Genomic DNA, 23119 nt, shown 5'->3' with positions numbered 1-23119 from the left:
GGCTAGACCTCCAGCGCGTAGCCAAGGCCACGGTGGGTGCGGATCGGGTCGTCGCTGGCACCAGCCGCACGCAGCTTGGCGCGCAACGTCTTTACATGGGTGTCGACGGTGCGGTCGGCACTGTCGGCGCTGCTGTCCCAGCCCCGGTCCATCAGCTGCGCGCGGCTGAGGATGGCACCGGGGCGCTGCAGCAGCGCTTCCAGCAACGCGTACTCGTATCGGGTCAGGTCCAGCGCATGGCCGCGGAAGCGGATACGCCGGCCTTCGCGGTCGATCGCGAACGCCCCGTGTTCCTGCCAGCCGGCGTCCGCGCGGGGTGCTGCGACGACCGCTGCCGCACGACGCAGGCGCGCGCGCACCCGCGCCACCAGCTCGCGCGGCGAGAACGGCTTGGTCATGTAATCGTCGGCGCCCAGTTCCAGGCCGAGCACGCGGTCCACTTCATCGTTGCGGGCGGTCAGGAAAATCACCGGCAGCTGCGCCGCCGGCCCGGGCTGCGCACGCAGCCGCCGGCAGACCTCGAAACCGCCCAGGTCCGGCAGGCCCACGTCCAGCACCACCACGTCGATATCGCCGGCCTGCAGCCGTTGCAGGGCCTCGCCGCCCAGCAGGCAGTGGCTGGCGGCATAGCCTTCGCTGCGCAGCGCATAGAGCACGGTTTCGGCGATGGCGGCTTCGTCCTCGACCACCAGGACATGGGCAACGGGAGCTGTCATGGCGCGCAGCATAGCCGCTGCGGCCGCCGCCCCGTACACTGCCGCCCATGAACTATCGCCACGCCTTCCACGCCGGCAACCACGCCGATGTGCTCAAGCACATCGTGCAGCTGGCCCTGATCGACAGCTTCAAGCGCAAGGACAGCCCGTTCTTCGTGCTCGACACCCACGGCGGTGCCGGCCGCTACCTGCTGGCCAGCGAAGAGAGCCGCAAGACCCTGGAGGCCGAATCCGGGATCATGCGGCTGATGGCCCAGCCCAGGCTGCCGGAGGTGGTCGAGCGCTACCTGAAGGCGGTGCAGGCCGACAACCCGGTGGGCGCGCTGACCAACTACCCGGGCTCGCCGCTGCTGAGCGCACAGGCGATGCGCGCGCAGGACCGCATGGCGGTCTGCGAGCTGCAGGAAGCCGAAACGGCCACGCTGAAGGCCCTGTTCGCCCATGACAGCCGCGTCGATGCGCGCGCTGGCGATGGCTATGCCCTGCTGCGCTCGCTGCTGCCGCCGAAGTTCAACGGCAGCAAGATCGGCCGTGGTCTTGTGCTGATCGACCCGCCGTACGAGGCCCAGGACGCCGAGTACCAGGCCGTTCTGGCCGCCCTGGCCGAGACCCTGGCGCGCTGGCCGCAGGCGACCTGCGCGGTGTGGTTCCCGATCAAGCAGCGCCGCACCATCCTGCACTTCCTGCGCAAGGCCACCGCCCTGCCGGTGAAATCGGCGATGACGATCGAGTTCCTGGTACGCCCGGACGACTCGCCGCTGCGCCTCAACGGCAGCGGCATGCTGCTGCTCAACCCGCCGTGGCAGTTCGACCGGGTGGTCGGCCCGGCCCTGCCGGCGCTGCGCCAGCACCTGGGCGAACCGGGGGCCAGCACCCGCCTGGATTGGCTCAAAGCCCCCGAATGACGGCCTTCACGAGGCTGTACCGCCGTGAGCCTTTCGTTCACGGAATGCAGCCCCGGTGATGCCACAATCGATGGACCACCAAGGAATCACCCGGTATGGCCACTCGCAACCGCATGCCGCCCTGGCATGAGATCTTCAAGGCTCCCAGCGGCCACGAGCTGCTGATCCGCCCCATCCGCCCGGAAGATGGCGCACCGCTGCAAGCGGCGTTCAGCCTGTTCGGGCCGGAAGAAATCCGTGATCGTTTCCTGCAGGCGGTGACCGAGCTTTCGCCGGAAACCACCCAGCGCCTGACCCACCCGAATCCCAAGACCGAGATCACCCTGGTCGCAGCCGAATCCCTGCCTGCTGGCGAAGCGGTGGTCGGCGCGGTCGCCCGGGCCTCGATCATCCCCGGCACCCGTGAAGCCGAGTACGCGATCCTGATCAGCCGCTTCCTCATTGGCCAGGGCCTGGGCCGGCAGCTGATGCGCAAGCTGGTGAAGTGGGGCCGCGGCAAGTACCTGGACCGCCTGTACGGCGACGTCGCCGCCGAGAACGAGCCGATGAAACAGCTGGCCGCCTCGCTGGGCTTCAAGCCGGTCCCGCACCCGGCCGGTGCCGAAGGCCTGGTGCGGATGGTGCTGGAGCTGGACAACTGACAGATGCGCCGGGCCCCGCCCGGCGACGCCTGCCGGTAGTGCCGGCCGCTGGCCTGAACTGCGTTACCCCAACGGCACATGAGGCTGCCGGCAATCGGCCGGCACGACCCACCGGGCTTCGATCGGGCTTCTGCTAAAATCCGGGGTCCATGTCGCGTACCTCATACCCCGCCCCGCCGCTGCCGCGCGCCGGCCAGCTCCGCGCCTGGTGGCGCGCCCCCGCCTCGCCGACCGCCCTGGCCTGGTACCTTGCCCAGGCCGCGCGTGCGCACGACGCCCCGCTGCTGGTGATCGCCCGTGACAACCACGGTGCCAACCAGCTCGAAGCCGACCTGCACACCCTGCTCGGCGGCGATCCGGCCCTGCCGGTGGTCGCCTTCCCGGACTGGGAAACCCTGCCCTACGACCGCTTCAGTCCGCATCCGGACATCATTTCGCAGCGCCTGGCCGCCCTGCACCGCCTGCCCGCGCTGAAGCGTGGCCTGGTGATCGTGCCGGTGCAGACCCTGCTGCAGCAGCTGGCCCCGCGCAGCTACGTGATCGGTGGCAGCTTCGACCTGAAGGTCGGCCAGCGCCTGGACCTGGAAGCCGAGAAGCGCCGCCTGGAAAGCGCCGGCTACCGCAACGTGCCGCAGGTGATGGACCCGGGCGACTTCGCTGTGCGCGGCGGCCTGCTCGACGTGTACCCGATGGGTGCCGACGAGCCGCTGCGGGTGGAACTGCTGGACGAGGACATCGACTCGATCCGTGCCTTTGACCCGGAAAGCCAGCGTTCGCTGGACAAGGTCGAGGCGGTGCACATGCTGCCCGGCCGCGAAGTGCCGATGGATGAAGCCAGCATCGCCCGCGTGCTGGCCACGCTGCGCGAGCGGTTCGACGTCGATACCCGGCGCAGTTCGCTGTACCAGGACCTGAAGTCCGGACTGGCGCCGGCCGGCGTCGAGTACTACCTGCCGCTGTTCTTCGAACGCACCGCAACCCTGTTTGACTACCTGCCCAGCGGCAGCCTGCCGGTGGTCTGTGCCGGTGCGTATGAAGCGTCCGTCGCGTTCTGGGCGCAGACTGCGGACCGCTATGAGCAGCGCCGCCATGATGTGGAGCGCCCGCTGCTGCCGCCGTCAGCGTTGTACCTGTCGCCGGAGCTGCTGCGCGAGCGCCTGAACGATGCCCCGCGCATCGAGGTGTGGGCGGCTGACCATGCGCGCATCGCCGACGCGCACGCGCTGGGCGACCAGCCGCTGCCACCGCTGCCGGTGGCCGCGCGCGAAGCCCCCGCTGGCGATGCGCTGAAATCCTTCCTCGGCCATTATCCGGGCCGGGTACTGATCGCCGCCGATTCACCCGGCCGCCGCGAGGCGCTGCTGGAAGTGCTGCAGGCCGCCGAGCTGAAGCCGCCGGTGGTGGCCGACCTGCCCAGCTTCCTCGCCGACGACGCGCGCTTCGCGATCGCGGTGGCACCGCTGGAGGATGGCTTCGCGCTGGACGATCCGCGCATCGCGGTGCTGACCGAGCGCCAGCTGTTCCCCGAGCGCGCCGGCAGCACCCGGCGCACGCGCCGTGCCGGCCGCGAGCCGGAAGCGATCATCCGCGACCTCGGTGAACTGACCGAGGGCGCGCCGATCGTGCACGAGGATCATGGCGTCGGCCGCTATCGTGGCCTGATCGCGATGGACGTCGGCGGCATGCCCGGCGAGTTCCTCGAAATCGAATATGCCAAGGGCGACCGCCTGTATGTGCCGGTCGCCCAGCTGCACCTGATCAGCCGCTATTCCGGTGCGTCGGCGGAAACCGCGCCGCTGCATTCGCTCGGTGGCGAGCAGTGGAGCAAGGCCAAGCGCAAGGCCGCCGAGAAAGTACGCGACGTCGCCGCCGAACTGCTGGAGATCCAGGCCCGCCGCCAGGCGCGTGCCGGCCTGGCACTGCAGGTCGACCGCGCGATGTACGAGCCGTTCGCGGCCGGTTTCCCGTTCGAGGAGACCCCGGACCAGCTGGCCGCGATCGACGCCACCCTGCGCGACCTGGCCAGCAGCCAGCCGATGGACCGCGTGGTCTGCGGCGACGTCGGCTTCGGCAAGACCGAGGTGGCGGTGCGTGCGGCCTTTGCGGCCGCCAGTGCCGGCAAGCAGGTGGCTGTGCTGGTGCCGACCACGCTGCTGGCCGAACAGCATTACCGCAACTTCCGCGACCGCTTCGCCGATTACCCGCTGAAGGTCGAGGTGCTGTCGCGCTTCAAGACCACCAAGGAAATCAAGGCCGAGCTGGAAAAGGTCGCCGCCGGCACCATCGACGTGATCGTTGGTACCCATCGCCTGCTGCAGCCGGACGTGAAGTTCAAGGACCTGGGCATGGTCATCGTCGACGAGGAGCAGCGTTTCGGCGTACGCCAGAAGGAAGCGCTGAAGGCGCTGCGCGCCAACGTGCACCTGCTGACCCTGACCGCCACACCGATTCCGCGCACGCTCAACATGGCCATGGCCGGCCTGCGCGACCTGTCGATCATCGCCACGCCGCCGCCGAACCGGCTGGCGGTGCAGACCTTCATCACCCAGTGGGACAACGCGCTGCTGCGCGAAGCCTTCCAGCGCGAGCTGGCGCGTGGTGGCCAGCTGTATTTCCTGCACAACGACGTGGAAAGCATCGGCCGCATGCAGCGCGAGCTGTCCGAGCTGGTGCCGGAGGCGCGCATCGGCATCGCCCATGGGCAGATGCCCGAGCGCGAGCTGGAAAAGGTGATGCTGGATTTCCAGAAGCAGCGCTTCAACGTGCTGCTGTCGACCACGATCATCGAGTCGGGCATCGACATCCCCAACGCCAATACCATCATCATCAACCGTGCGGACCGTTTCGGCCTGGCCCAGCTGCACCAGCTGCGTGGCCGCGTCGGACGTTCGCACCACCGCGCCTACGCGTACCTGATCACGCCCGACCGCCGCGCGATCACCCCCGACGCTGAGAAGCGCCTGGAAGCGATCGCCTCGATGGACGAGCTGGGCGCCGGCTTCACCCTGGCCACGCACGATCTGGAAATCCGCGGTGCCGGCGAACTGCTCGGCGAGGACCAGAGCGGGCAGATGGCCGAGGTCGGCTTCAGCCTGTACACCGAGCTGCTGGAGCGCGCGGTGCGCAGCATCAAGCAGGGCAAGCTGCCCGACCTTGATGCCGGCGAGGAAGTGCGTGGTGCCGAGGTCGAACTGCATGTGCCGGCACTGATCCCGGAAGACTACCTGCCGGACGTGCATACCCGCCTGACCCTGTACAAGCGTATTTCCAGCGCGCGCGACAGCGATGCGCTGCGCGAACTGCAGGTGGAGATGATCGATCGCTTCGGCCTGCTGCCGGATGCGGCCAAGCACCTGTTCGCCATCGCCGAGCTGAAGCTGAAGGCCAACACGCTGGGCATCCGCAAGCTGGACCTGGGCGAAAATGGTGGCCGCATCGTGTTCGAATCCAAGCCGAACATCGACCCGATGGCGGTGATCCAGCTGATCCAGAAGCAACCGAACCTGTACGCCATGGAAGGGCCCGACAAGCTGCGCATCAAGCATCCGCTGCCGTTGCCGGAAGACCGCTTCAACGCGGCCCGCGCCCTTCTGACCACCCTCGCCCCGGGTTGATCGCCCCCCGAACACCCCGCACCGGTCCCCACCCGGTGCGGGCGGATGACCATGTTTCCTGACGCCGTACCCGCCCCCGACCTGCTGCACGCGCAGGCCTGCCTGATCGATGCCCTCTCGATGTCGCTGCAGATGCGCGACGCCTACACCCGCCATCACTGCGACCGCGTCGGCCTGTTCGCGCAGCGGCTGGCCGCGCACTGCGATCTCGACGACGAGGCCTGTGCGCAGGTCGGCCTGGCCGCGCGCTTCCACGACATCGGCAAGATCGGCATTCCCGACGACGTACTGCTGGCACCGCGCCGGCATACCGATGAGGAGCGCGCGATCATGCGCGAGCATCCGGTGCGCGGCGAGCACATCTTCCTGGCCACCGGCCGCAGCGACGCCGCGCCCGTGGCGCGGCTGATCCGCGCCCATCACGAAGCCTTCGATGGCAGCGGCTATCCCGATGGGCTGCGCGGCGAATCCATCCCGCTGGGCGCGCGCATCGTCACCATCGCCGATGCCTACGATGCGATGACCAGCGTGCGCCCGTACCGCGACGCGATGGAGCACGAAACCGCGTTGCGGATCATCGATTCGCAGTCTGGAGGGCTGGTGGATCCCTACGTGCTGCAGCGCTTCCATCGCATGCTGGCGCGGGAGCCGGAGCTGGCCTGAGATCTTCCGGAAGGTGAAACGACCCGTCGGTAGAGTCGACTGTCAGTCGACTGCTCTTCGTCCAGATCGCGAAAATCCCGCGCTGCGCGCGATAGTCGACTGACAGTCGACTCTACCAGTCGGCGCTGCGCTACCGGCCTGGAAGACAAAAGGCCCGGCATTCGCCGGGCCTTTCGCATCATGCAGTCACGGGTGATCGATTACCAGATCACCACGCGCTTGTCGTCGGCACGCACCATCGCGTCGCCGGCCTTGCACTGGAATGCAGCGGCATAGGACGGCATGTTCGACGGTGCGCCGTTGGCACGGAAGTTGGCCGGGGCGTGCGGATCGGTGTTCAGGCGGACGCGCAGCTCACCATCGGTGAAGTTGCGGCGCCACACGGTGGCCCAGTTCATGAAGAAGCGCTGGTCCTGGCTGTGGCCATCCACTTCGACATTCGCCTTCGGGTCTTCCTTCAGCGCCATCTGCAACGCGTCGTAGGCCACGGTCAGGCCGCCGAGGTCGCCGATGTTCTCGCCCAGGGTCAGCTTGCCCTTCACGAACACGCCCGGCACCGATTCATAGCCGTCGAACTGCGCGACCAGCTGGTCGGTACGCGCGGTGAAGGCCTTGCGGTCGGCGTCGGTCCACCAGTTGTCGAAGTTGCCGTTGGCGGCGAACTGGCTGCCCGAGTCGTCGTAGCCGTGCATCATCTCGTGGCCGATGACCGCACCGATGCCGCCGTAGTTCAGCGCCGGATCGGCCTTGGCGTCGAAGAACGGTGCCTGCAGGATCGCCGCCGGGAACACGATCTCGTTCTTGGTGGCGTTGTAGTACGCGTTGACGGTCTGCGGGGTCATGCCCCACTCGGTCTTGTCCACCGGCTTGCCGATCTTGTCCAGCATGTAGCGGTAGTTGAACGCACGCGCCGCCTGCATGTTGCCCAGGTAGCTGTCGCCGTTGGTCTGCAGGCCCGCCCAGTCACGCCACTTGTCGGGGTAACCGATCTTCGGGGTGAAGCTGGCCCACTTCTCCAGGGCCTTCTTCCTGGTTTCTTCGCCCATCCACGGCAGCTGCTCCAGGCGCGCCTTCAGCGCCTGCGACAGGTTTTCCACCAGGTGCTGCATGGCGACCTTCGACTCGGCCGGGAACACGGCGTCGACGTACAGCTGGCCCAGGGCTTCGCCCATGCCACCGTTGACCGACTCCAGCACGCGCTTCCAGCGCGGCTGCATTTCCTTCTGGCCACGCAGGGTGGTGCCATAGAAATCGAAGTTGGCCTTCTCGAACTGGCTGCTCAGGTACGGCGAGGCGTCGTCGATGGTGTGGAAGCGCAGGTAGGCCTGCCAGGTGCTGGCCGGCACATCGGCCAGCATCTTGTCCATTTCAGCGAAGAAGCCCGGCTGGGCCAGCGAGAACTTCTGCGCGGCCGGCACCTTGAGGGTCTCGAACAGCGCGGTCCAGCTGAAGTTCGGGGTCAGCTTGTCGGCCTCAGCCGCGCTGAGCGGGTTGTAGCGCTTGGCCGGGTCACGCATTTCAATGCGCGACATCGAGGCCTTGGCCAGGCGGGTTTCGAAGGCCATCACGGCCTTCGCCTGCTCGGCGGCCTGCGCCGCGTCCACGCCGGACAGGGTCAGCACCTGTGCGATATAGGCCACGTAGGCGTCGCGGATCTTGGCCTGCGCATCGTCGAAGTAGTAGCCCTTCTCCGGCAGGCCCAGGCCACCCTGGCCGACGTAGGCGATGACGTTGGCCGAATCCTTGTAGTCGGCATTGGCGAACAGCGAGAACAGCACGCCCTTGCCCTCGGCCTGGCTGTCGCGCAGGTACCGGGTGATGGCGGCGGTGTCGTTCAGCGCGGTGATCTTGTCCAGCTGCGGCTGCAGCGGCGCCAGGCCGGCAGCTTCGATCTTCGCTTCATCGTTGCCGGTCTTCCAGATGTCACCGATCTTCGCTTCCACCGAGCCCGCCTTGGCCTGGTTGGCGGCGGCCTGCTGCACCAGCGCGTGCTGCACTTCCAGCGAGCGCTCGCGCAGGATCTCGAAGCTGCCCCAGGTGGTCTGGTCGCCCGGCACCGGGTTGGCCTTCAGCCACTTGCTGTTGACGAAACCATTGAGGTCGGTACAGGCCGGAATGGCCGGATCGAGGTCGGCGCTGTTGAGCGAGATCAGCGGCGTCTTGATCTGCGACAGGTCGAAGGCCGGCTTGGCGTCGGCACTGGCCGCCGGGGCGGTTTCGTTCTTGCCACAGGCCGCCAGTGAGGCAGCGATGGCGATGGTCAGGCCCAGCGGGACCAGGTTGCGGACGTTCATGAGGCTCTCCTGCGGGTAATTTCACAGGGTAGCCGCGGGAGCGACGCTGGGGACCGGCCAAAGGTCACGAGCGCATGGCGCGGCTCCGTCTGCATGCCGCTATGCTCTGGCTTCCGCGATCACTGGACTTCATGACCATGGACGAAGCTGCGCTGCTGCAGGCCATCGACGCTTGTGAGTGTCTGTTCCTGGCGGGCATCGGCGAGCCGGAAGCGAATCGTCTGCGCCTGGTCGTCGAGGAAGGCCTGGTGGTCGGAAAGCCCTCCCGTGTGGAGCTCGCTCATGGACGTTCAATCGATGATGCGCGTGCGATAGAGGTGATGCCCCACTCGCAGCGTTTTGAGCTGATCTGGGACCACTACATCAGCTACGCCGTGCACAACGAGTCCTACCAGAGCTGGGACGACGCCGAAACCTGGAGCGGCAACCTGTTCCGCCGCTACAGCCGTTCGAAGTTCCTCGATTATCTGGACCATGCCACCTTTGCCGATGTCAGTTACCCGGGCCCATTCACGCACTATCAGGTGATATGCCAGGAACACGTCATCGACATTGCCGCGTTGCAGCCGCCGAAGGTGCGCCGCATGGATCCCTCGTAGCTGGCTGATGCAGCCCCCATGGGTTGGCTCTACCGGGTTGCGACAGCGCCGGCCGAGCGTGGGCTCGGCTCGACAAAAGCGAAGGCCGGCTTGCGCCGGCCTTGTGCTTCTTACTTCGCCTTGCCCTGGTTGGCCACGGCTTCGGCGGCCTTGCGCGCTGCTTCCGGGTCGCCCAGGTAGCGGAACGACTGCACGGTCAGGTCGTCGTTCAGTTCGAACAGCAGCGGGATGCCGGTCGGGATGTTCAGCTCGAGGATCTCCTCGCGCGAGACATTGTTGAGGTACTTGTACAGCGCGCGCAGCGAGTTGCCGTGGGCAGTGACCAGCACGGTCTTGCCATCCTTCAGCTGCGGCGCGATGGCGTCGTGCCAGTACGGCAGCACGCGGTCCAGGGTGGTGGCCAGCGACTCGGTGCCCGGCAGCGCGTTGCGGTCCAGACCGGCGTAGCGGCGGTCATGGATCGGGTGGCCCGGATCTTCCAGGTCCATCGGCGGCGGCGGGATGTCGTACGAACGACGCCAGACCTTGACCTGCTCTTCGCCGTGCTTGGCCGCGGTCTCGGCCTTGTCCAGCCCCTGCAGGCCGCCGTAGTGCCGCTCGTTGAGGCGCCAGGACTTGTTCACCGGCAGCCAGTCCTGCTCCAGCTCGGCCAGCGCACCCTGCAGGGTGTGGATGGCACGCTTGAGCACGGAGGTGTGGGCGACGTCGAACTGCAGGCCTTCCTCGCGCATCAGGCGACCGGCGGCGGCCGCTTCCCGGCGCCCCTGCTCGGTCAGGTCGACATCGACCCAGCCGGTGAAGCGGTTGTCCAGGTTCCACTGGCTCTGGCCATGGCGCAACAGTACGAGTTTACGGGTCACTGCAGGGTCTCCAACGCGAGGAAAGGCAGGCCGCCATTGTAGCCCGGCCGCCGCTCACCGGGCCGTGGCGCCGCCCGTGCGATGCTGTGACCGATGAATACGGTGATCGATCCCGGATGTTGGGAAGGCAGCGTCTCCGCGGCACGCGCGCAGCAGCTCCAGCTGGCCGGCCGCGTGGAGCGCCAGGACCGCCTGCCACGCGACGTCCGTTGGCTGGCCGGGCTGGATGTTGGCTTTGAAGACGACGGCGCCATCACCCGCGCCGCGGCGGTACTGCTGGACGTGGAGACGCTGAAGCCCGTGGCGCAGGAGATCGCGCGCATCCCCACGGTGATGCCCTACATCCCCGGTCTGCTCAGCTTCCGCGAGCTGCCGGCACTGCTGGCCGCGCTGGCGCTGCTGCCGCGCACGCCGGACCTGGTGTTCGTCGATGGCCATGGCATCAGCCATCCGCGCCGGCTGGGCGTGGCCGCGCATCTGGGCGTGGTCACCGACCTGCCCAGCATCGGCGTGGCCAAGTCAAAGCTGGTGGGCCGGTTCGTCGAACCGGGCGCCGAGGCCGGTGCACATGCGCCGCTGCAGGATGGCGACGAACAACTGGGCTGGGTGCTGCGCAGCAAGGTGCGCTGCAAGCCGCTGTTCGTGGCCGGCGGCCATCGGGTCAGTGCCGATACCGCGCTGGACTGGGTGCAGCGCACGCTGCGCGGTTACCGGCTGCCGGAACCGACCCGGCTGGCGGATCGGCTGGCCTCGCGACGCGACGAATGACCGCACCGGGCATTCCCCGGTGCGGCTTTCATTTTCATTCAATGATGCACGTGGCCGCGATGGCCCTGCGCGTCCTCACCGTGGTCGTGGCCTTCATGGCCCTGCTGCGCGCCGCCCTTGGCCGACGCCGGTCCAGCGCAGGCTTCACCACAGTGGTCCGCTTCGATCTGCAGCGTCACGTGCTCGATGCCGAAGTCATCGTGCAGGCGCCCGCCCAGCTCACGGCGCAGCGCATCGGCGTCGGTGCCGTCGCGCATCACGATGTGCGCGGTCAGCGCCGGCGTGCTGGAGGCCAGCGCCCACACATGCAGGTCATGCACGTCCAGCACCGCAGCATGACCGGACAGGCTGTCGCGCACCTTGGCCACGTCCATGCCCTTGGGCACGCCTTCCAGCAGCACGTTGATCGCCTCGCGCATCAGCACGTAGGTGCGCGGCAGTACCCACAGGCCGATCAGCACCGCCAGGATCGGGTCGATCGGCTTCCAGCCGGTCCACTTGATCAACAACGCACCGGCGATCACCGCCACCGAGCCAAGCATGTCCGCCCACACTTCCAGGTAGGCGCCCTTCACGTTCAGGCTCTCGCCGCTGCCGGCCTGCAGCAGGCGCATCGAGATCAGGTTGATGACCAGGCCTGCGGCGGCGATCACCAGCATGCCCGAAGATGCGATCTCCTGCGGTTCGCGGAAACGACCGATCGCCTCCCACAGGATGTAGGCGGCGACCACGAACAGCATGGCGCCGTTGATCATCGCGCCCAGCGCTTCCAGGCGTGCATAGCCGTAGGTGCGGCGCGCGTCCGGCGGGCGTCGGCTCAACCGCACCGCGACCAGCGCGATCATCAGTGCCAGTGCATCGGTGGCCATGTGTGCCGCGTCGGACAGCAGCGCCAGGCTGTTGGTCCAGAACGCGCCCACCACCTCGATGACGAGGAAGGTGGAGGTCAGGCCGAGCGCCCACCACAAGGGTTTCTCGTGGCGGATCTGGGATGGCAGGTGATCGTGGTCGTGGCCCATGGCAACAGCTCCTTTGCGATGCGGTGCAGGCTACGCCGTGCTGGCGGGGGAGACTATTACGGTGTTTATAACATTGCAGGCGCGCGGCGCCGGTGTCGCCGGGCAAGGCCCGGCGCTACCGGAGCGTGGCCGGCAGCGCCAGGCCTGGCCTGGCGACCGCAGCGGACCGGCGTCCGCGTGCGGTCAGAACCCGAAGCGCAGGCTGGCCCAGTAGGCGCGGCCCGGTTCGTTGTAGGTCGCCGCACCGGCATCGCTGCTGTTGGCCTCGCGGAACAGGCGCTTGTCGGCCAGGTTGTTGACGCCGAAGCCGAAGCTGACGGTCCCGGTCACCCTGTAGCGCGCGCTCACGCCCCAGATGTTGTAGGCACCGCGGTCCTGCAGCGCGATCGAGGGATCGCAGCTGCCGGTGCAGCGCGGATCATTGTTGATGTTGGCGGTGGCCGGTTCCTGCTTGCCGTAGAACGTGCCGGTCAGCAGCACCGACAGCTTGTCGGTGGCCTGCCAGTCCAGCATCGTGTTGACGGTGTACTTCGGGATCACCGACAGCGGCTGGCCGGTGCTCTTGTTCTCGTTTTCCACCATGTAGGTGAAGTTGTTGCTCCATTTCAGGCGGTTGCCCTGCTCGCCCAGCAGCGGGATCACCAGGTTGCCTTCAAGCCCCTGCACGATCGCCTTGGGCGCGTTCTCCCAGCGGAAGATGCGGCCCTTGGTGTCGGCGGTCAGGCCAATCTGGGTGTAGCCGGCCTGGATCTTGTCCTTGTAGTCGTTGTGGAAGTAGGTCAACGAGGCCTGCCAGCCGCTCTGCGGTGCCCACTCGATGCCCAGTTCCTTGTTCAGGCTGGTTTCCGCCTTCAGGTCCGCGTTGCCGCGCATGTAGCAACCGGCACCCAGGCTCGGCAGTGCATTCGGGCAGCCGTTGCCACGGGTGTAGTACAGATAGTCCGGATTGGACTGGTACAGGTTCGGCGCCTTGAACGCGCGGGCGATGCCGCCCTTCACCACCCAGTCGCTGTTGATGCGGAACTGCGCATTGAGGCTGGGGCTGGTGTTGTTGCCGAACTGGCTGTGGTGGTCGAAGCGCAGGCCCGGGGTGACGATCCAGCGCTCACCCAGGTAGATGTTGTCTTCGACGAACACTGCGGTGGTCTGCGCGTCGGCCTTGCCCCGCGCGCGATCGGCCGACAGCCCCGGGATGCCGCCGCCGCTGCTGCTGGACTGGCTCATCGAGTACGGGTCGGTCAGGCGGCTGTCCAGGTATTCAAAGCCCAGCGTCCAGATGTTCTCGGCGCTGCCCAGCGAGGTCGGGAAGCTCACTTCGCCATCCAGCTGGTAGTTGCGCAGGCGCGAGGTCGACCAATCGGTGCCATTGAAGCTGCCTTCCGGGCCACCGGCCAGGCCTTCATTGATGCGCGAGTTGTTGACCGCTTCCACCGCGGCGGTCACCCGCGAGGTCACGTCGCCCCAGCGGCCGCGATGGGTGATCGCGCCCGTGTTGCGGTACATGCGGTTGGTTTCCGCTTCGCCGTCGGCCAGCGCCGCCAGGTCAACGCCGGTCGAGGTACCGGTAGTGCTGACCGCGCGGTCACCGGCGTAGATGTTGCCCTGGCGGCTGGTGCCGGCTTCGAACTCCACCACCTGGTCGGTGGTGATGTCCCAGCGCAGCAACGCGTTGACGTCGCGGTTCTTGACACCCTCGCGGCCAGCCGGTGGCACCGCGTTCGGGTTGGTGGCGTACTGGCGGTTGAGGTCCAGTGAGTCGGCGTCGGTCTTGTTGAGGTTGCCGTACAGGCGGAACGACAGGGTGTCGGTCATCGGCCCGCTCAGCTGCAGGCCGACGCGCTCGCTGCCGCCTTCGGCGCTGTGCTCGGGCACCAGGCCATACAGGTCGACCGCTCCGGTCAGGTCGCCGGTCGGGCGCTTGGTGATGATGTTGACCACGCCGCCGGACGCACCGGAGCCATAGCGTGCCGCCGCAGGGCCGCGCAGCACTTCGATGCGCTCGATCATTTCCGCCGGCACCCAGTTGGTATCACCGCGGGTATTGCGCTCACCGCTACGGCCCATGCGCACGGCGTCACGCGCACCGATGCGCTTGCCGTCGACCAGGATCAGGGTGTTTTCCGGCCCCATGCCACGCAGGTCGATCTGGCGGTTGTTGCCGTACTGGCCCGAGGCGCTGTTGCCGGTGAGGTTGACGCCCGGCATGGTGCGCAGCAGCTCGGCGATGTCGTTGGCCGGCGGGCGCTTGGCGATGTCCTCGGCGGTGATGGTCGAGGTACCCAGTGCCTGGCGGGCAATCTGCGAGGCGGTGACATGCACCGTGTCGATATCGGTGGCATCGGTTTCGGCCTGGGCGGTCAGGGCGCTTCCCGCCAGCAGGGCGGCAACGGCGAGCGCCAGCGGGCGCGGCGAAAGGACAACGGCAGGGGACATGGTCTGGACCTTCTGGCAGGGCAACGGGGCCTCTGGCAAAGGGCTTGAGGCAACGACGAGGGGGAGGCGGAGCGTCGCTGCAGTCGCCTGCGGGCCGATCCGTGCGCGCATTCTCCCATCAATGCGAGTGATTCTCAAATGCGTTCACTCATTGCCGCCGCGGCGCCGACGTGCTTTGCGCGCCGTGCAACCCTGCATCGCGCATAAACTGACCGGCCAACCCGCCATCAACCGTGCGCCACCGCGGCCGATACCCGTGGTTTGCCGTACGCAGTCAGAGATCGACGTGGAACCACCCCAACTGGACGATGCCAGCCAACCGCTGGCCGAGGCCTGGCAGCACTGCCTGCAACAGGCCGGCCCTGCCGCCACCGCGCTGCTGCACGCCGCCGCCGCCGATGCCCCGCCGGCGCTGGCCCAACGCTTCTACGAGGTACTGCTGCAGGACGGGCGTGCACGCCGCTTCCTGTCCCACGATCAGGTCAAGCAGCGCCTGCAGCCGGCCATGCAGCGCTGGCTGGTGCAGTTGCTGACCACCAATGCCGACGGTATTGCCGGCGCCGTTGCCTCGCAGCGGGTGATCGGCGATGTGCATGCCCGGGTCGGTATTCCGGTCGACCTGGTCACCCGCGGCGCGCGCGTGCTCAAGCACGAACTGTTCGTGCGCCTGCACGACGACGCGCCCGACAGTGCCACTGCGTTCGCCGCCATCGACTGCCTCAGCGCGATCATGGACATCGCCATGGAAGGCATGACCCTGGCCTATACCCATGCACGCGAGCGCTCGACCCGCGCCGATGCTGCGTACCGGCTGTTCTCGCTGGTGCAGAACGTCGGCACCGAACGCGAACGCCAGCGCGCACTGCTGCTGGACTGGGAGAACGCCCTGCTCTACGCGCTCGCTGGCCACGTACAGGCCAGCGACAGCGCCAGCCTGGCCACTTCCGAGTTCGGCCTGTGGTTCACCCACAAGGGCATCCCCAGCTTCGGCGAGAGCAGCGAGACCCGGCAGGTCGGCCAGCTGATGGCCCGCATCGACAGCAACCTGCAGCGGGCGAGCAACGATGCCCCGGCACAACGACTGGCGGTGCTGCCGGCCATCCGCGAGGACCTGGCCGCCATCCGCACCCTGATGACGCTGCTGTTCGAGCGCATCGGTGAGCTGGATGCCGGCAGCGATGCGCTGACCAACCTGCTCAACCGCCGCTTCCTGCCTACCGTGCTGCGCCGGGAGATCGAGCTGGCCACGCGCAACCGCACGCCGTTCTCGCTGCTGCTGCTCGACCTGGATCACTTCAAGGCGATCAACGACGGCCACGGCCACGACGCCGGGGACCGCGCGCTGCAGCACGTCGCCGGCCTGCTCGGCCAGCTGACCCGCGGCAGTGACTACCTGTTCCGCTATGGCGGCGAGGAGTTCGTGGTGGTGCTGGTCGCGGCCAGCGAATCACAGGCCGCGGTGATCGCCGAAAGCCTGCGGCGGCAGATCGCGCAGTCACCGGTGGCATTGGCCAACGGCCAGGTACTGGCACTGACCGCCAGCATCGGCGTAGCCGGCCATGACGGCCACCCGGACTACGAGCGGCTGATGGCACGGGCCGATGCGGCGATGTACGAGGCCAAGCGCAGCGGCCGCAACCGCGTGGTAGTGGCCAGCGCGGACCTTGAGGAAGCCCCGGGGCGGCGCGCACTGCAGCGATGACGACAGGACAGGTAGAGTCGACCGCTGGTCGACTATCGCGCGCAGCGCGGGATTTTTCGCACGCGGGGCGAAGAGCAGTCGACTGACAGTCGACTCTACCGACAGTCGACTCTACCGGTTCGCGCGCCAGCCGATGCATTGGACGCCACCACCCGCCATGCTGCCCACCACAACAGCGCCAGCGCCGCGATGCCTGCACCCAGCAGGCACACCGCAGGCCAGCCATGCCGGGCCTGCATCCAGGGCCCGGCAGCCGCACCGGCACCACTGCCCACTGCATAGAACAGCATGTACAACGCCACCAGGCGTCCATGCTGTTCTGCCGGTGCACGCAGCAGCAGCGCCTGGTTCGATACGTGCAGTGCCTGCCCACCGAGGTCGAGCACGATCACGCCCAGCAGCAGCAACGACAGCGCCTGCGGCAGGCCCAGCAGCGGCCACCACGCGGCCAGCATCAGCAGCAACGCGCCAAGACTGACCCGACCGGCGAAACCGCGGTCCATCCAGTGCCCGACCCGCGCCGCCATCAAGGCGCCCACTACGCCGGCCAAGCCCAGTGCGCCGATGGCCGCGGTGGACCACTGCAACGGCGGCGCCGACAACGGCAGCGGCACCGCCGCCCAGAACACGTTGAGGCCAGCAAACAGCAGCAATGCCAGCGGCCCACGCTCGCGCAGCGCGCGGTCCCGGCGCAGCATGCCCAGCATCGAACCCAGCAGTTCGCGCCAGCGCGGTGGTACCGCCGGCACCGGCACCGCCGGCAGGCGCCGCCACAGCAGCACGGCCAGGGCCGCCATCAGCGCTGCCGACAGCAGATAGACCGCCCGCCAGCCGACGGTGGCCGCGACCGCGCCCGATACAACGCGCGCCAGCAACAGGCCGATGAACACGCCGCCCTGCACCACGCCCACCAGGCGCCCGCGCTGCTCGGGCGGCGCAAGCGTGGCGGTATAGGCGATCAAGCCCTGGGTCAGCGCGGTGCCCAACAGCCCGGCCAGCAGCATGCCCGACAACAGCCAACCGGCCGTGCGTGCCGCTGCCAGCCACAGCAGGGCCAGCACCAGCGCCATCAACTGCATCCGCAGCAGGCGTCGCCGGTCACCGCGATCGGCGAGCGGCAGCAGGCCCAGCAATGCCAGCACACTGCCGGCCTGGGTTGCCGCCAACACTGCGCCCGCCACGGCACGGTCCAGTGCGAAGGCCTGTGCCAGCCGATCCAGCAGCGGTTGCGCGTAATAGACGTTGGCAACGCTGGCGCCGGCCGCGACCGCGAGCAGGGTCAGCAATGGGCGGGACATCGATGCGCTCATGATGTAGTTGCAATTTGAAACTTGATGCAGGCTATCGTCATTGGTTTTAAACTGCAACCACATTCGGAGGCCACAGCATGCACGCCAACAGTCCCTGCCCCGTTGCCCGCAGCGCCGACCTGCTCGGTGATCGCTGGGCACTGCTGGTGATCCGCGATGCCTTCGACGGCGTCACGCGCTTTGGCGACTTCCAGCGCAGCCTCGGCGCGGCGCGCAACATCCTCAGCGATCGCCTGCGCAGGCTGGTCGAGGCCGGCATCCTGCAACTGCAACCAGCCTCCGATGGCTCGGCCTACCAGGAATACGTGCTCACCCACGCCGGCCAGGAACTGTTCCCGCTGCTGGTCGCGCTGCGCCAGTGGGGAGAACGCCATCGCTTCAGCGCCGGTGAAGCCCATTCGCAGTTGATCGAATCCAGCACGCGGCGACCACTGCCCTACATGCAGCCACACGGGCGCGACGGTCAGCCGCTGCAGGCCGCCGCCACCCGCGTGCGCAAGCTCAAAGACGACCAGCGCGGCGCCTGATCCGCCCATTCGCGCACACCACGATCCGGCCGCGCCGGTTAGCATCGGAGGTTTCCGCCGCCGGACGCCGCCGATGCCGCGCTATCGCCCTTTCCTGCTGACCGCCCTGCTGTTGCCGCTGCTGGCCTGCGCCACAGCAACCACGCAGGCCCGCGAGGTTGCCGCGCCCGCCGACCACGTGCAGGCCGATGGCCCCTATGTATTCCGCCAGGGCGACCAGCTGCAGGCCAAGTGGATCTGCGACGACAAGGTCGAGTCGCGCTCGCTGGCCATCAACACGACGGGCACCGATATCGCGCCGCGCTGTGGCTACGAACACACCGTGCACGTGGCCGCGCCGAATGCGGCCTCGGTCTCCGTGCTGCCGGCCGCGCCGCGCATCGTCGCGCTGTCGGACATCCATGGCCAGTACGGGCTGCTGGTGCGCCTGCTGCGCGCCCACCAGGTCATCGACGCCCAGGATCGCTGGGCCCTGGGCAAGGACACGCTGGTCATCGCTGGCGATGTATTCGACCGCGGCCCGCAGGTGACCGAGGCGTTCTGGCTGCTGTACGGCCTGCAGCAGCAGGCCGCCGCCGCCGGTGGCGCAGTGCACTTCGTGCTAGGCAACCACGAAACCATGGTGCTGTACGACGACCTGCGCTACGTCAACCCGAAGTACCTGCGCAGCGCCCAGCTGCTGGGCCGCAGCTACCCGCAACTGTATGGCGCCGACTCGGTGATCGGGCAGTGGCTGCGCACCCGCCCGGTGCTGCTGAAGATCGGCGATACCCTGTTCCTGCATGGCGGCATCTCGCCCGAAGCGGTGCAGCTGGCGCTGGACCCGGCACGCACCAATGCGGCCTACCAGGCCTCTCTGGGCCTGCCCAAGGCCGAAGTGAAGGCCGACCCGGCCACCGCACCGCTGTATGACGGCAAGACCAGCCCGATCTGGTACCGCGGCTACTTCGATGGCCGCCTCGACACCGCGGCGGTACAGGCCGTGCTCGACCGCCTGCAGCTCACGCGCATCGTGGTTGGCCATACCTCGATGCCACACGTCAGCAGCTTCCACGGCGACCGCGTGATCGCCATCGACAGCAGCATCAAGAACGGCGAGAACGGCGAACTGCTGTTCATCGAGGATGGCAGGCTCAGCCGCGGCCTGCTGGACGGCTCACGGGTGCCGCTGGTACTGGGTGAGCCGGGCCTGCAGGACTGAATGGCGGGACAGCGCGACGGCGCCGGGAGGTGCCGGCGCGCTCCACCTTCACCCCGTTTGCGGCTACGCTCGGCAGCCGAGAGGCCCACCCTGTCCATCCGCTGGGCCCGACCGTTACAGGAGCCTCCCGCGCATGCGCGTTCTGATTGCTGAAGACGACCCGGACATCGCCTCCGGCCTGTGCGCCTCGCTGCGCCGGCAGGGGCATGTGGTCGACCACGTCGACAACGGCGCGCACGCCGACGCCGCGCTGGGTTCGACCCAATACGCGCTGCTGGTGCTGGACCTGGGCCTGCCGCAGCTGGATGGCCGCGACGTGCTGCAGCGCCTGCGCCAGCGCGGCGATGGCCTGGCGGTACTGGTGGTGACCGCCCGCGACGGCCTGGCCGAACGCGTGCGCGTGCTCGACCTCGGTGCCGACGACTACCTGGTCAAGCCATTCGCACTGGACGAATTCGAAGCCCGCGTGCGCGCACAGCTGCGCCGCGTGACCAGCAATGGCAACCCGGACCTGCGCATCGGCCGCCTGCGCATCGATCTGGCCGGGCATCGGGTGTGGATCGACGACCAGTCGCTGGAACTGACCGCACGCGAGTTCGGCCTGCTGTCGGCACTGGCGGTACGCGCCGAGCGCATCGTCTCGCGCGCACAGCTGGTGGAGGCGCTGTGCGACTGGGGCCAGGACCTGACCGACAACGGCCTGGACATCGCCCTGCACCGCCTGCGCCGCAAGCTGCAGCCCGGCGGCATGGGCATCCGCACCGTGCGCGGACTGGGCTACATGCTGGAAGACGCGCAGGACGACAGCGCCCCGTGATCAGTGGCCCCCCCAGCCTGCGCCGGCGCCTGCTCGCCTTCCTGGCGTTGCCGATGCTGGGCCTGCTTACCTTCAATACGATCCTGGCCTATTACGTTGCGTTGGATTATTCCAACCGCATCCACGACCGTAACCTGATCGACGACACGCACTCGTTCGCGCAGATGCTGAGCACCATGCCGGTGACCAGCGACCTGTCTCCGCAGGCGCGCTTCCTGATCGAGTACGACCCCGACGGCCATCGCTATTTCAACGTCGACAGCAGCCGCAAGGGCACCCTCAGCGGCAATGCGGATTTCAGCCCGTATGCCCCTTCTCAGGACTGCACCGGCGTGCATCCGGCCCTGTACGACGGCAACCTCAATGGCCAGCAGGTGCGCATGGCCACCGTCTGCACGCAGGCGATGAACGATCCGCAGGACGAGCTGGCAGTGACCGTGGCCGAAAGCATGGCCGACCGCCGCCAGCGTGCGCGCGAGATCTTGATGATCATCATCCCGCTGATGACCATGCTGGCGCTGGGCACCGCAGCGCTGGTCTGGTTCGGCGTGACCTACGGCCTGCGCATCCTCACACCGCTGAGGACCCGCCTGGCGCAGCGTCGTGGCGAACTGGCACCGATCTCCGACGCCGACGTGCCGGAGGAGATCCAGCCACTGATCAGCACCATCGACGATCTGTTTGCCCGCCAGGCGGAAATGATCACGCTGCAGAACCGCTTCATCGCCGATGCCGCGCACCAGCTGCGTTCGCCGCTGGCCGGCATGGCCCTGCATGTGGACCAGGCGCTGGCCCATGGTGACCCGGACACGGTGCGCGAGGCATTGCAGCACATCCGCCGGCTCAACCAGCGCACCGCCCGGGTCAGCACCCAGCTGCTCGCACTGAGCCGGGCGCAGACCGTGCCCGATACCGTGGAGGCACTGGACCTGTGCGAGCTGGTGCCGCAGTGGGTCGGCATGCGCGTGCCCGAAGCGATCCGCGATGGCATCGATCTGGGCTACCGCGGCAGCCCCCACCCGCTGCGCGTGCTCGGCAATGGTGCCCAGCTGCAGGAAGCACTGGACAACCTGATCGACAACGCGCTGCGCTATGCCGGCCGCGATGCGACCGTCACGGTCGGCGTGCATGCGCTGGATGACAATGACGTCGAACTGTACGTGGAGGACAACGGCCCCGGCGTGCCCGAGGACGTGATGCCACGGCTGGGCGAGCGCTTCTTCCGTGCGCCTGGCACCGCAGCCAGCGGCACCGGCCTGGGCCTGGCCATCGCGCACGAAGCGGTGGAGCATTCCGGCGGCCGCCTGACCTTCCTCAACCGCGCCGGGGGGGGCCTGAAGGTCGCCATCACACTGCCGCTGCTGAAGGCCCCCTGACCCGTACCGGGGCGCTGAAAGGCTGGCGAAAATCGCGCTTGCGATCCTGACCATCCCCACTGCCGTCCCGGAGCCGCCAGGTGACCGAATCGCACGACTTCTTCCTCCCCGGTGGCCCGCAGGGCGTGCTGCTGGTCCACGGCCTGACCGGCACCCCGGCGGAAATGCGCATGCTGGGCAAGGGCCTGAACAACGCCGGCTTCACCGTACACGGCGTGCAGTTGCCCGGCCATTGCGGCACCGTGGATGACCTGCTGGCGACCACCTGGGAACAGTGGTACCAGGGCGTGGAAGATGCAGCGGCGAGCCTGCGTGGCAAGGTCGACCAGTTGTTCGTCGGCGGCCTGTCGATGGGCGCGGTACTGGCGCTGGCGCTGGCTGCACGCCGCCCCGAATGGGTGTCCGGCGTCGGCGTGTATGGCGCCACCTTCCGCTACGACGGCTGGAACATTCCCGCCGTGGCCCGCCTGTCGTTCCTGCTGCCGTGGTTCAAGCGCTTCAACATCGGCCGCGACCGCATGTTCATGGAAGAACCGCCCTATGGCCTGCGTGACGAGCGCCTGCGTGCGCAGGTCAGTGCCGCCATGCTGTCCGGCGACAGCGCCGCGGCCGGCCTGCCGGGCAACCCCTGGCACGCGCTGGCGGAGATGCGCGCCCTGAGCAACTGGACCCGCCGCCACCTGCACCAGGTCACCGCACCGTGCCTGGTGATGCACGCCCGCGAAGACGACGTGGCCAGCATGGGCAACGCCGAACTGGTGATGTCGAGGGTCAGCGGCCCGAAGGAACTGGTGGTGCTGGAAGACAGCTACCACATGATCACGATCGACCGCGAACGCCGCGAGTTGATCCGCCGCAGCGCGCGCTTCTTCACCGAAATCGGTGAACGCAGCGGCGTGCTCAAGGCGGTGGCCTGAGATGGGGGCACTCGCCACGCTGCTGTGGCTGGCCAATGTGGTGCTCGATACCGGTGGCCAGCTCGCCTTCAAGGCCGCCGCCAGCGACCCGCAGGATGGCGAAGGACTGCAACGCTGGAAACACATGCTCAGCCGCCCCTGGCTGTGGATCGGCATCGCCTGCTACGTGCTTGAGTTCGTTGCCTGGATCGCGTTCCTGTCGCTGGTGCCGTTGTCCAAGGGCGTGCTGCTGGGCTCGATCAACATCGTCGCGCTGATGATCGCCGGCCGCATCCTGTTCCGCGAAAAGCTCACGCCATTGCGGGTGACCGGCATGCTGCTGGTCACGGCGGGCGTGGCGGTGGTGGGGGCCGGCTCATGAGGCGCCTGTATGTGATCGGCTTTCCCCTGCTGATGGCCTTCGACACGCTGGCCCAGCTGTGCTTCAAGTACGCCGGTGACGCCGCGCTGCCGGTCGAGGCCAACACCGCGTGGCTGCTGCGCGTGCTGTCGCAGCCGTGGGTATACGGCGCGGTCCTCGGCTACGTCGGCGCGTTCTTCACCTGGATGAGCCTGCTGCGCCATGCGCCGATCGGCCCGGCGTTCGCGGCCTCGCACCTGGAGGTGATCAGTGTGCTGCTGCTGTCGGCCTGGCTGCTGAAAGAGCCGCTGACCCTGCATCACCTTGTCGGTGCGGTACTGATCGTGGCTGGCATCGTCTGCCTCGGCCGCGCCGAAGCGGACGACCCGCACAGCCCCGCCGACAGCACCTCGTGAG

At 68.0% G+C, this 23119-nt stretch carries 20 protein-coding genes; 14 read left to right on the top strand and 6 right to left on the bottom strand.

The window, feature by feature from the left end:
* Positions 1–2 precede the first annotated feature (2 nt).
* Positions 3–728 (bottom strand): two-component system response regulator CreB, encoded by a 726-nt coding sequence (creB, locus tag AC5P7F_RS08580; RefSeq protein WP_075076204.1) that lies wholly within the window; start codon positions 726–728, stop codon positions 3–5.
* Positions 729–763: 35 nt separating this feature from the next.
* Between creB and AC5P7F_RS08575 the strand changes: the two genes are divergently transcribed.
* The 4 genes from AC5P7F_RS08575 (at position 764) to AC5P7F_RS08560 (ending at position 6539) form a co-directional block, all read left to right on the top strand.
* Positions 764–1621: a 23S rRNA (adenine(2030)-N(6))-methyltransferase RlmJ gene (locus AC5P7F_RS08575; RefSeq protein WP_495204149.1), complete on the top strand. Its 858-nt coding sequence runs from the start codon at positions 764–766 to the stop codon at positions 1619–1621.
* A 95-nt stretch (positions 1622–1716) separates the two neighbouring features.
* A complete protein-coding gene (locus AC5P7F_RS08570; protein WP_014646444.1) occupies positions 1717–2262 on the top strand; it encodes a GNAT family N-acetyltransferase in 546 nt (181 codons plus the stop codon).
* 149 nt (positions 2263–2411) lie between these two features.
* Positions 2412–5876, top strand: a complete 3465-nt coding sequence (mfd, locus tag AC5P7F_RS08565) for a transcription-repair coupling factor (protein ID WP_049441517.1) — start codon at positions 2412–2414, stop codon at positions 5874–5876.
* Between the two features lie 45 nt (positions 5877–5921).
* Complete coding sequence (locus tag AC5P7F_RS08560) at positions 5922–6539, top strand: HD-GYP domain-containing protein (protein WP_014646442.1); 618 nt, start codon at positions 5922–5924, stop codon at positions 6537–6539.
* Between the two features lie 200 nt (positions 6540–6739).
* On the opposite strand, the gene AC5P7F_RS08555 is transcribed toward AC5P7F_RS08560, so the two are convergent.
* Positions 6740–8833 (bottom strand): M13-type metalloendopeptidase, encoded by a 2094-nt coding sequence (locus AC5P7F_RS08555; RefSeq protein WP_164077457.1) that lies wholly within the window; start codon positions 8831–8833, stop codon positions 6740–6742.
* Positions 8834–8970: 137 nt separating this feature from the next.
* Here AC5P7F_RS08555 and AC5P7F_RS08550 point away from each other — a divergent pair, with 137 nt between their 5' ends.
* Positions 8971–9432 carry a hypothetical protein gene (locus AC5P7F_RS08550; RefSeq protein ID WP_227863652.1) on the top strand — a complete coding sequence of 154 codons (462 nt, stop codon included), beginning with the start codon at positions 8971–8973 and terminating at the stop codon, positions 9430–9432.
* A gap of 110 nt (positions 9433–9542) precedes the next feature.
* Here the strand turns inward: AC5P7F_RS08550 and gpmA are convergent, their stop codons facing one another.
* Positions 9543–10292: a 2,3-diphosphoglycerate-dependent phosphoglycerate mutase gene (gene gpmA / locus AC5P7F_RS08545; RefSeq protein WP_014036448.1), complete on the bottom strand. Its 750-nt coding sequence runs from the start codon at positions 10290–10292 to the stop codon at positions 9543–9545.
* Between the two features lie 93 nt (positions 10293–10385).
* Between gpmA and nfi the strand changes: the two genes are divergently transcribed.
* Complete coding sequence (gene nfi, locus AC5P7F_RS08540; RefSeq protein WP_014646440.1) at positions 10386–11060, top strand: deoxyribonuclease V; 675 nt, start codon at positions 10386–10388, stop codon at positions 11058–11060.
* A 38-nt stretch (positions 11061–11098) separates the two neighbouring features.
* Here the strand turns inward: nfi and AC5P7F_RS08535 are convergent, their stop codons facing one another.
* Both AC5P7F_RS08535 and AC5P7F_RS08530 read right to left on the bottom strand, forming a co-directional pair.
* Complete coding sequence (locus AC5P7F_RS08535; protein WP_032958024.1) at positions 11099–12079, bottom strand: cation diffusion facilitator family transporter; 981 nt, start codon at positions 12077–12079, stop codon at positions 11099–11101.
* Between the two features lie 183 nt (positions 12080–12262).
* Positions 12263–14512 (bottom strand): TonB-dependent siderophore receptor, encoded by a 2250-nt coding sequence (locus AC5P7F_RS08530; RefSeq protein ID WP_142234435.1) that lies wholly within the window; start codon positions 14510–14512, stop codon positions 12263–12265.
* A gap of 286 nt (positions 14513–14798) precedes the next feature.
* Here AC5P7F_RS08530 and AC5P7F_RS08525 point away from each other — a divergent pair, with 286 nt between their 5' ends.
* Entirely contained in the window at positions 14799–16214 is a 1416-nt protein-coding gene (locus AC5P7F_RS08525; protein WP_032958025.1) for a GGDEF domain-containing protein, read from the top strand.
* A 95-nt stretch (positions 16215–16309) separates the two neighbouring features.
* Here the strand turns inward: AC5P7F_RS08525 and AC5P7F_RS08520 are convergent, their stop codons facing one another.
* Positions 16310–17512: an MFS transporter gene (locus AC5P7F_RS08520; RefSeq protein WP_401750001.1), complete on the bottom strand. Its 1203-nt coding sequence runs from the start codon at positions 17510–17512 to the stop codon at positions 16310–16312.
* An 89-nt stretch (positions 17513–17601) separates the two neighbouring features.
* Between AC5P7F_RS08520 and AC5P7F_RS08515 the strand changes: the two genes are divergently transcribed.
* From AC5P7F_RS08515 to AC5P7F_RS08485, 7 genes are all read left to right on the top strand, one after another.
* A complete protein-coding gene (locus AC5P7F_RS08515) occupies positions 17602–18051 on the top strand; it encodes a winged helix-turn-helix transcriptional regulator (protein WP_142234434.1) in 450 nt (149 codons plus the stop codon).
* A gap of 73 nt (positions 18052–18124) precedes the next feature.
* Positions 18125–19252: a metallophosphoesterase gene (locus AC5P7F_RS08510; RefSeq protein WP_100449652.1), complete on the top strand. Its 1128-nt coding sequence runs from the start codon at positions 18125–18127 to the stop codon at positions 19250–19252.
* Positions 19253–19385: 133 nt separating this feature from the next.
* Positions 19386–20069 carry a response regulator gene (locus AC5P7F_RS08505; RefSeq protein ID WP_014646433.1) on the top strand — a complete coding sequence of 228 codons (684 nt, stop codon included), beginning with the start codon at positions 19386–19388 and terminating at the stop codon, positions 20067–20069.
* The gene (locus tag AC5P7F_RS08500) at positions 20066–21445 is read left to right on the top strand and encodes a sensor histidine kinase (RefSeq protein WP_049419408.1); all 1380 of its coding nucleotides are present in this window, start codon (positions 20066–20068) and stop codon (positions 21443–21445) included. Before AC5P7F_RS08505 ends, AC5P7F_RS08500 begins: the two co-directional genes overlap by 4 nt.
* Positions 21446–21525: 80 nt before the next feature.
* Complete coding sequence (locus AC5P7F_RS08495) at positions 21526–22362, top strand: alpha/beta hydrolase (protein WP_495204148.1); 837 nt, start codon at positions 21526–21528, stop codon at positions 22360–22362.
* 1 nt (position 22363) lies between these two features.
* Positions 22364–22723, top strand: coding sequence for an EamA family transporter (locus AC5P7F_RS08490; RefSeq protein WP_014646430.1), 360 nt, complete (start codon positions 22364–22366; stop codon positions 22721–22723).
* Positions 22720–23118, top strand: a complete 399-nt coding sequence (locus tag AC5P7F_RS08485) for a DMT family transporter (protein ID WP_049441504.1) — start codon at positions 22720–22722, stop codon at positions 23116–23118. Before AC5P7F_RS08490 ends, AC5P7F_RS08485 begins: the two co-directional genes overlap by 4 nt.
* Position 23119 lies beyond the last annotated feature (1 nt).

This window comes from Stenotrophomonas sp. YJH_SMC_105-26, assembly GCF_059368915.1.
This window is presented reverse-complemented; position numbering and strand designations above follow the sequence as displayed.

Excerpts from the sequence above, each read along its gene's own strand:
- creB (WP_075076204.1), bottom strand. The coding sequence starts at position 728 with ATGCTGCGCGCCATGACAGCTCCCGTTGCCCATGTCCTGGTGGTCGAG.
- AC5P7F_RS08575 (WP_495204149.1), top strand. The coding sequence starts at position 764 with ATGAACTATCGCCACGCCTTCCACGCCGGCAACCACGCCGATGTGCTC.
- AC5P7F_RS08570 (WP_014646444.1), top strand. The coding sequence starts at position 1,717 with ATGGCCACTCGCAACCGCATGCCGCCCTGGCATGAGATCTTCAAGGCT.
- mfd (WP_049441517.1), top strand. The coding sequence starts at position 2,412 with ATGTCGCGTACCTCATACCCCGCCCCGCCGCTGCCGCGCGCCGGCCAG.
- AC5P7F_RS08560 (WP_014646442.1), top strand. The coding sequence starts at position 5,922 with ATGACCATGTTTCCTGACGCCGTACCCGCCCCCGACCTGCTGCACGCG.
- AC5P7F_RS08555 (WP_164077457.1), bottom strand. The coding sequence starts at position 8,833 with ATGAACGTCCGCAACCTGGTCCCGCTGGGCCTGACCATCGCCATCGCT.
- AC5P7F_RS08550 (WP_227863652.1), top strand. The coding sequence starts at position 8,971 with ATGGACGAAGCTGCGCTGCTGCAGGCCATCGACGCTTGTGAGTGTCTG.
- nfi (WP_014646440.1), top strand. The coding sequence starts at position 10,386 with ATGAATACGGTGATCGATCCCGGATGTTGGGAAGGCAGCGTCTCCGCG.
- AC5P7F_RS08535 (WP_032958024.1), bottom strand. The coding sequence starts at position 12,079 with ATGGGCCACGACCACGATCACCTGCCATCCCAGATCCGCCACGAGAAA.
- AC5P7F_RS08530 (WP_142234435.1), bottom strand. The coding sequence starts at position 14,512 with ATGTCCCCTGCCGTTGTCCTTTCGCCGCGCCCGCTGGCGCTCGCCGTT.
- AC5P7F_RS08520 (WP_401750001.1), bottom strand. The coding sequence starts at position 17,512 with ATGTCCCGCCCATTGCTGACCCTGCTCGCGGTCGCGGCCGGCGCCAGC.
- AC5P7F_RS08515 (WP_142234434.1), top strand. The coding sequence starts at position 17,602 with ATGCACGCCAACAGTCCCTGCCCCGTTGCCCGCAGCGCCGACCTGCTC.
- AC5P7F_RS08510 (WP_100449652.1), top strand. The coding sequence starts at position 18,125 with ATGCCGCGCTATCGCCCTTTCCTGCTGACCGCCCTGCTGTTGCCGCTG.
- AC5P7F_RS08505 (WP_014646433.1), top strand. The coding sequence starts at position 19,386 with ATGCGCGTTCTGATTGCTGAAGACGACCCGGACATCGCCTCCGGCCTG.
- AC5P7F_RS08490 (WP_014646430.1), top strand. The coding sequence starts at position 22,364 with ATGGGGGCACTCGCCACGCTGCTGTGGCTGGCCAATGTGGTGCTCGAT.
- AC5P7F_RS08485 (WP_049441504.1), top strand. The coding sequence starts at position 22,720 with ATGAGGCGCCTGTATGTGATCGGCTTTCCCCTGCTGATGGCCTTCGAC.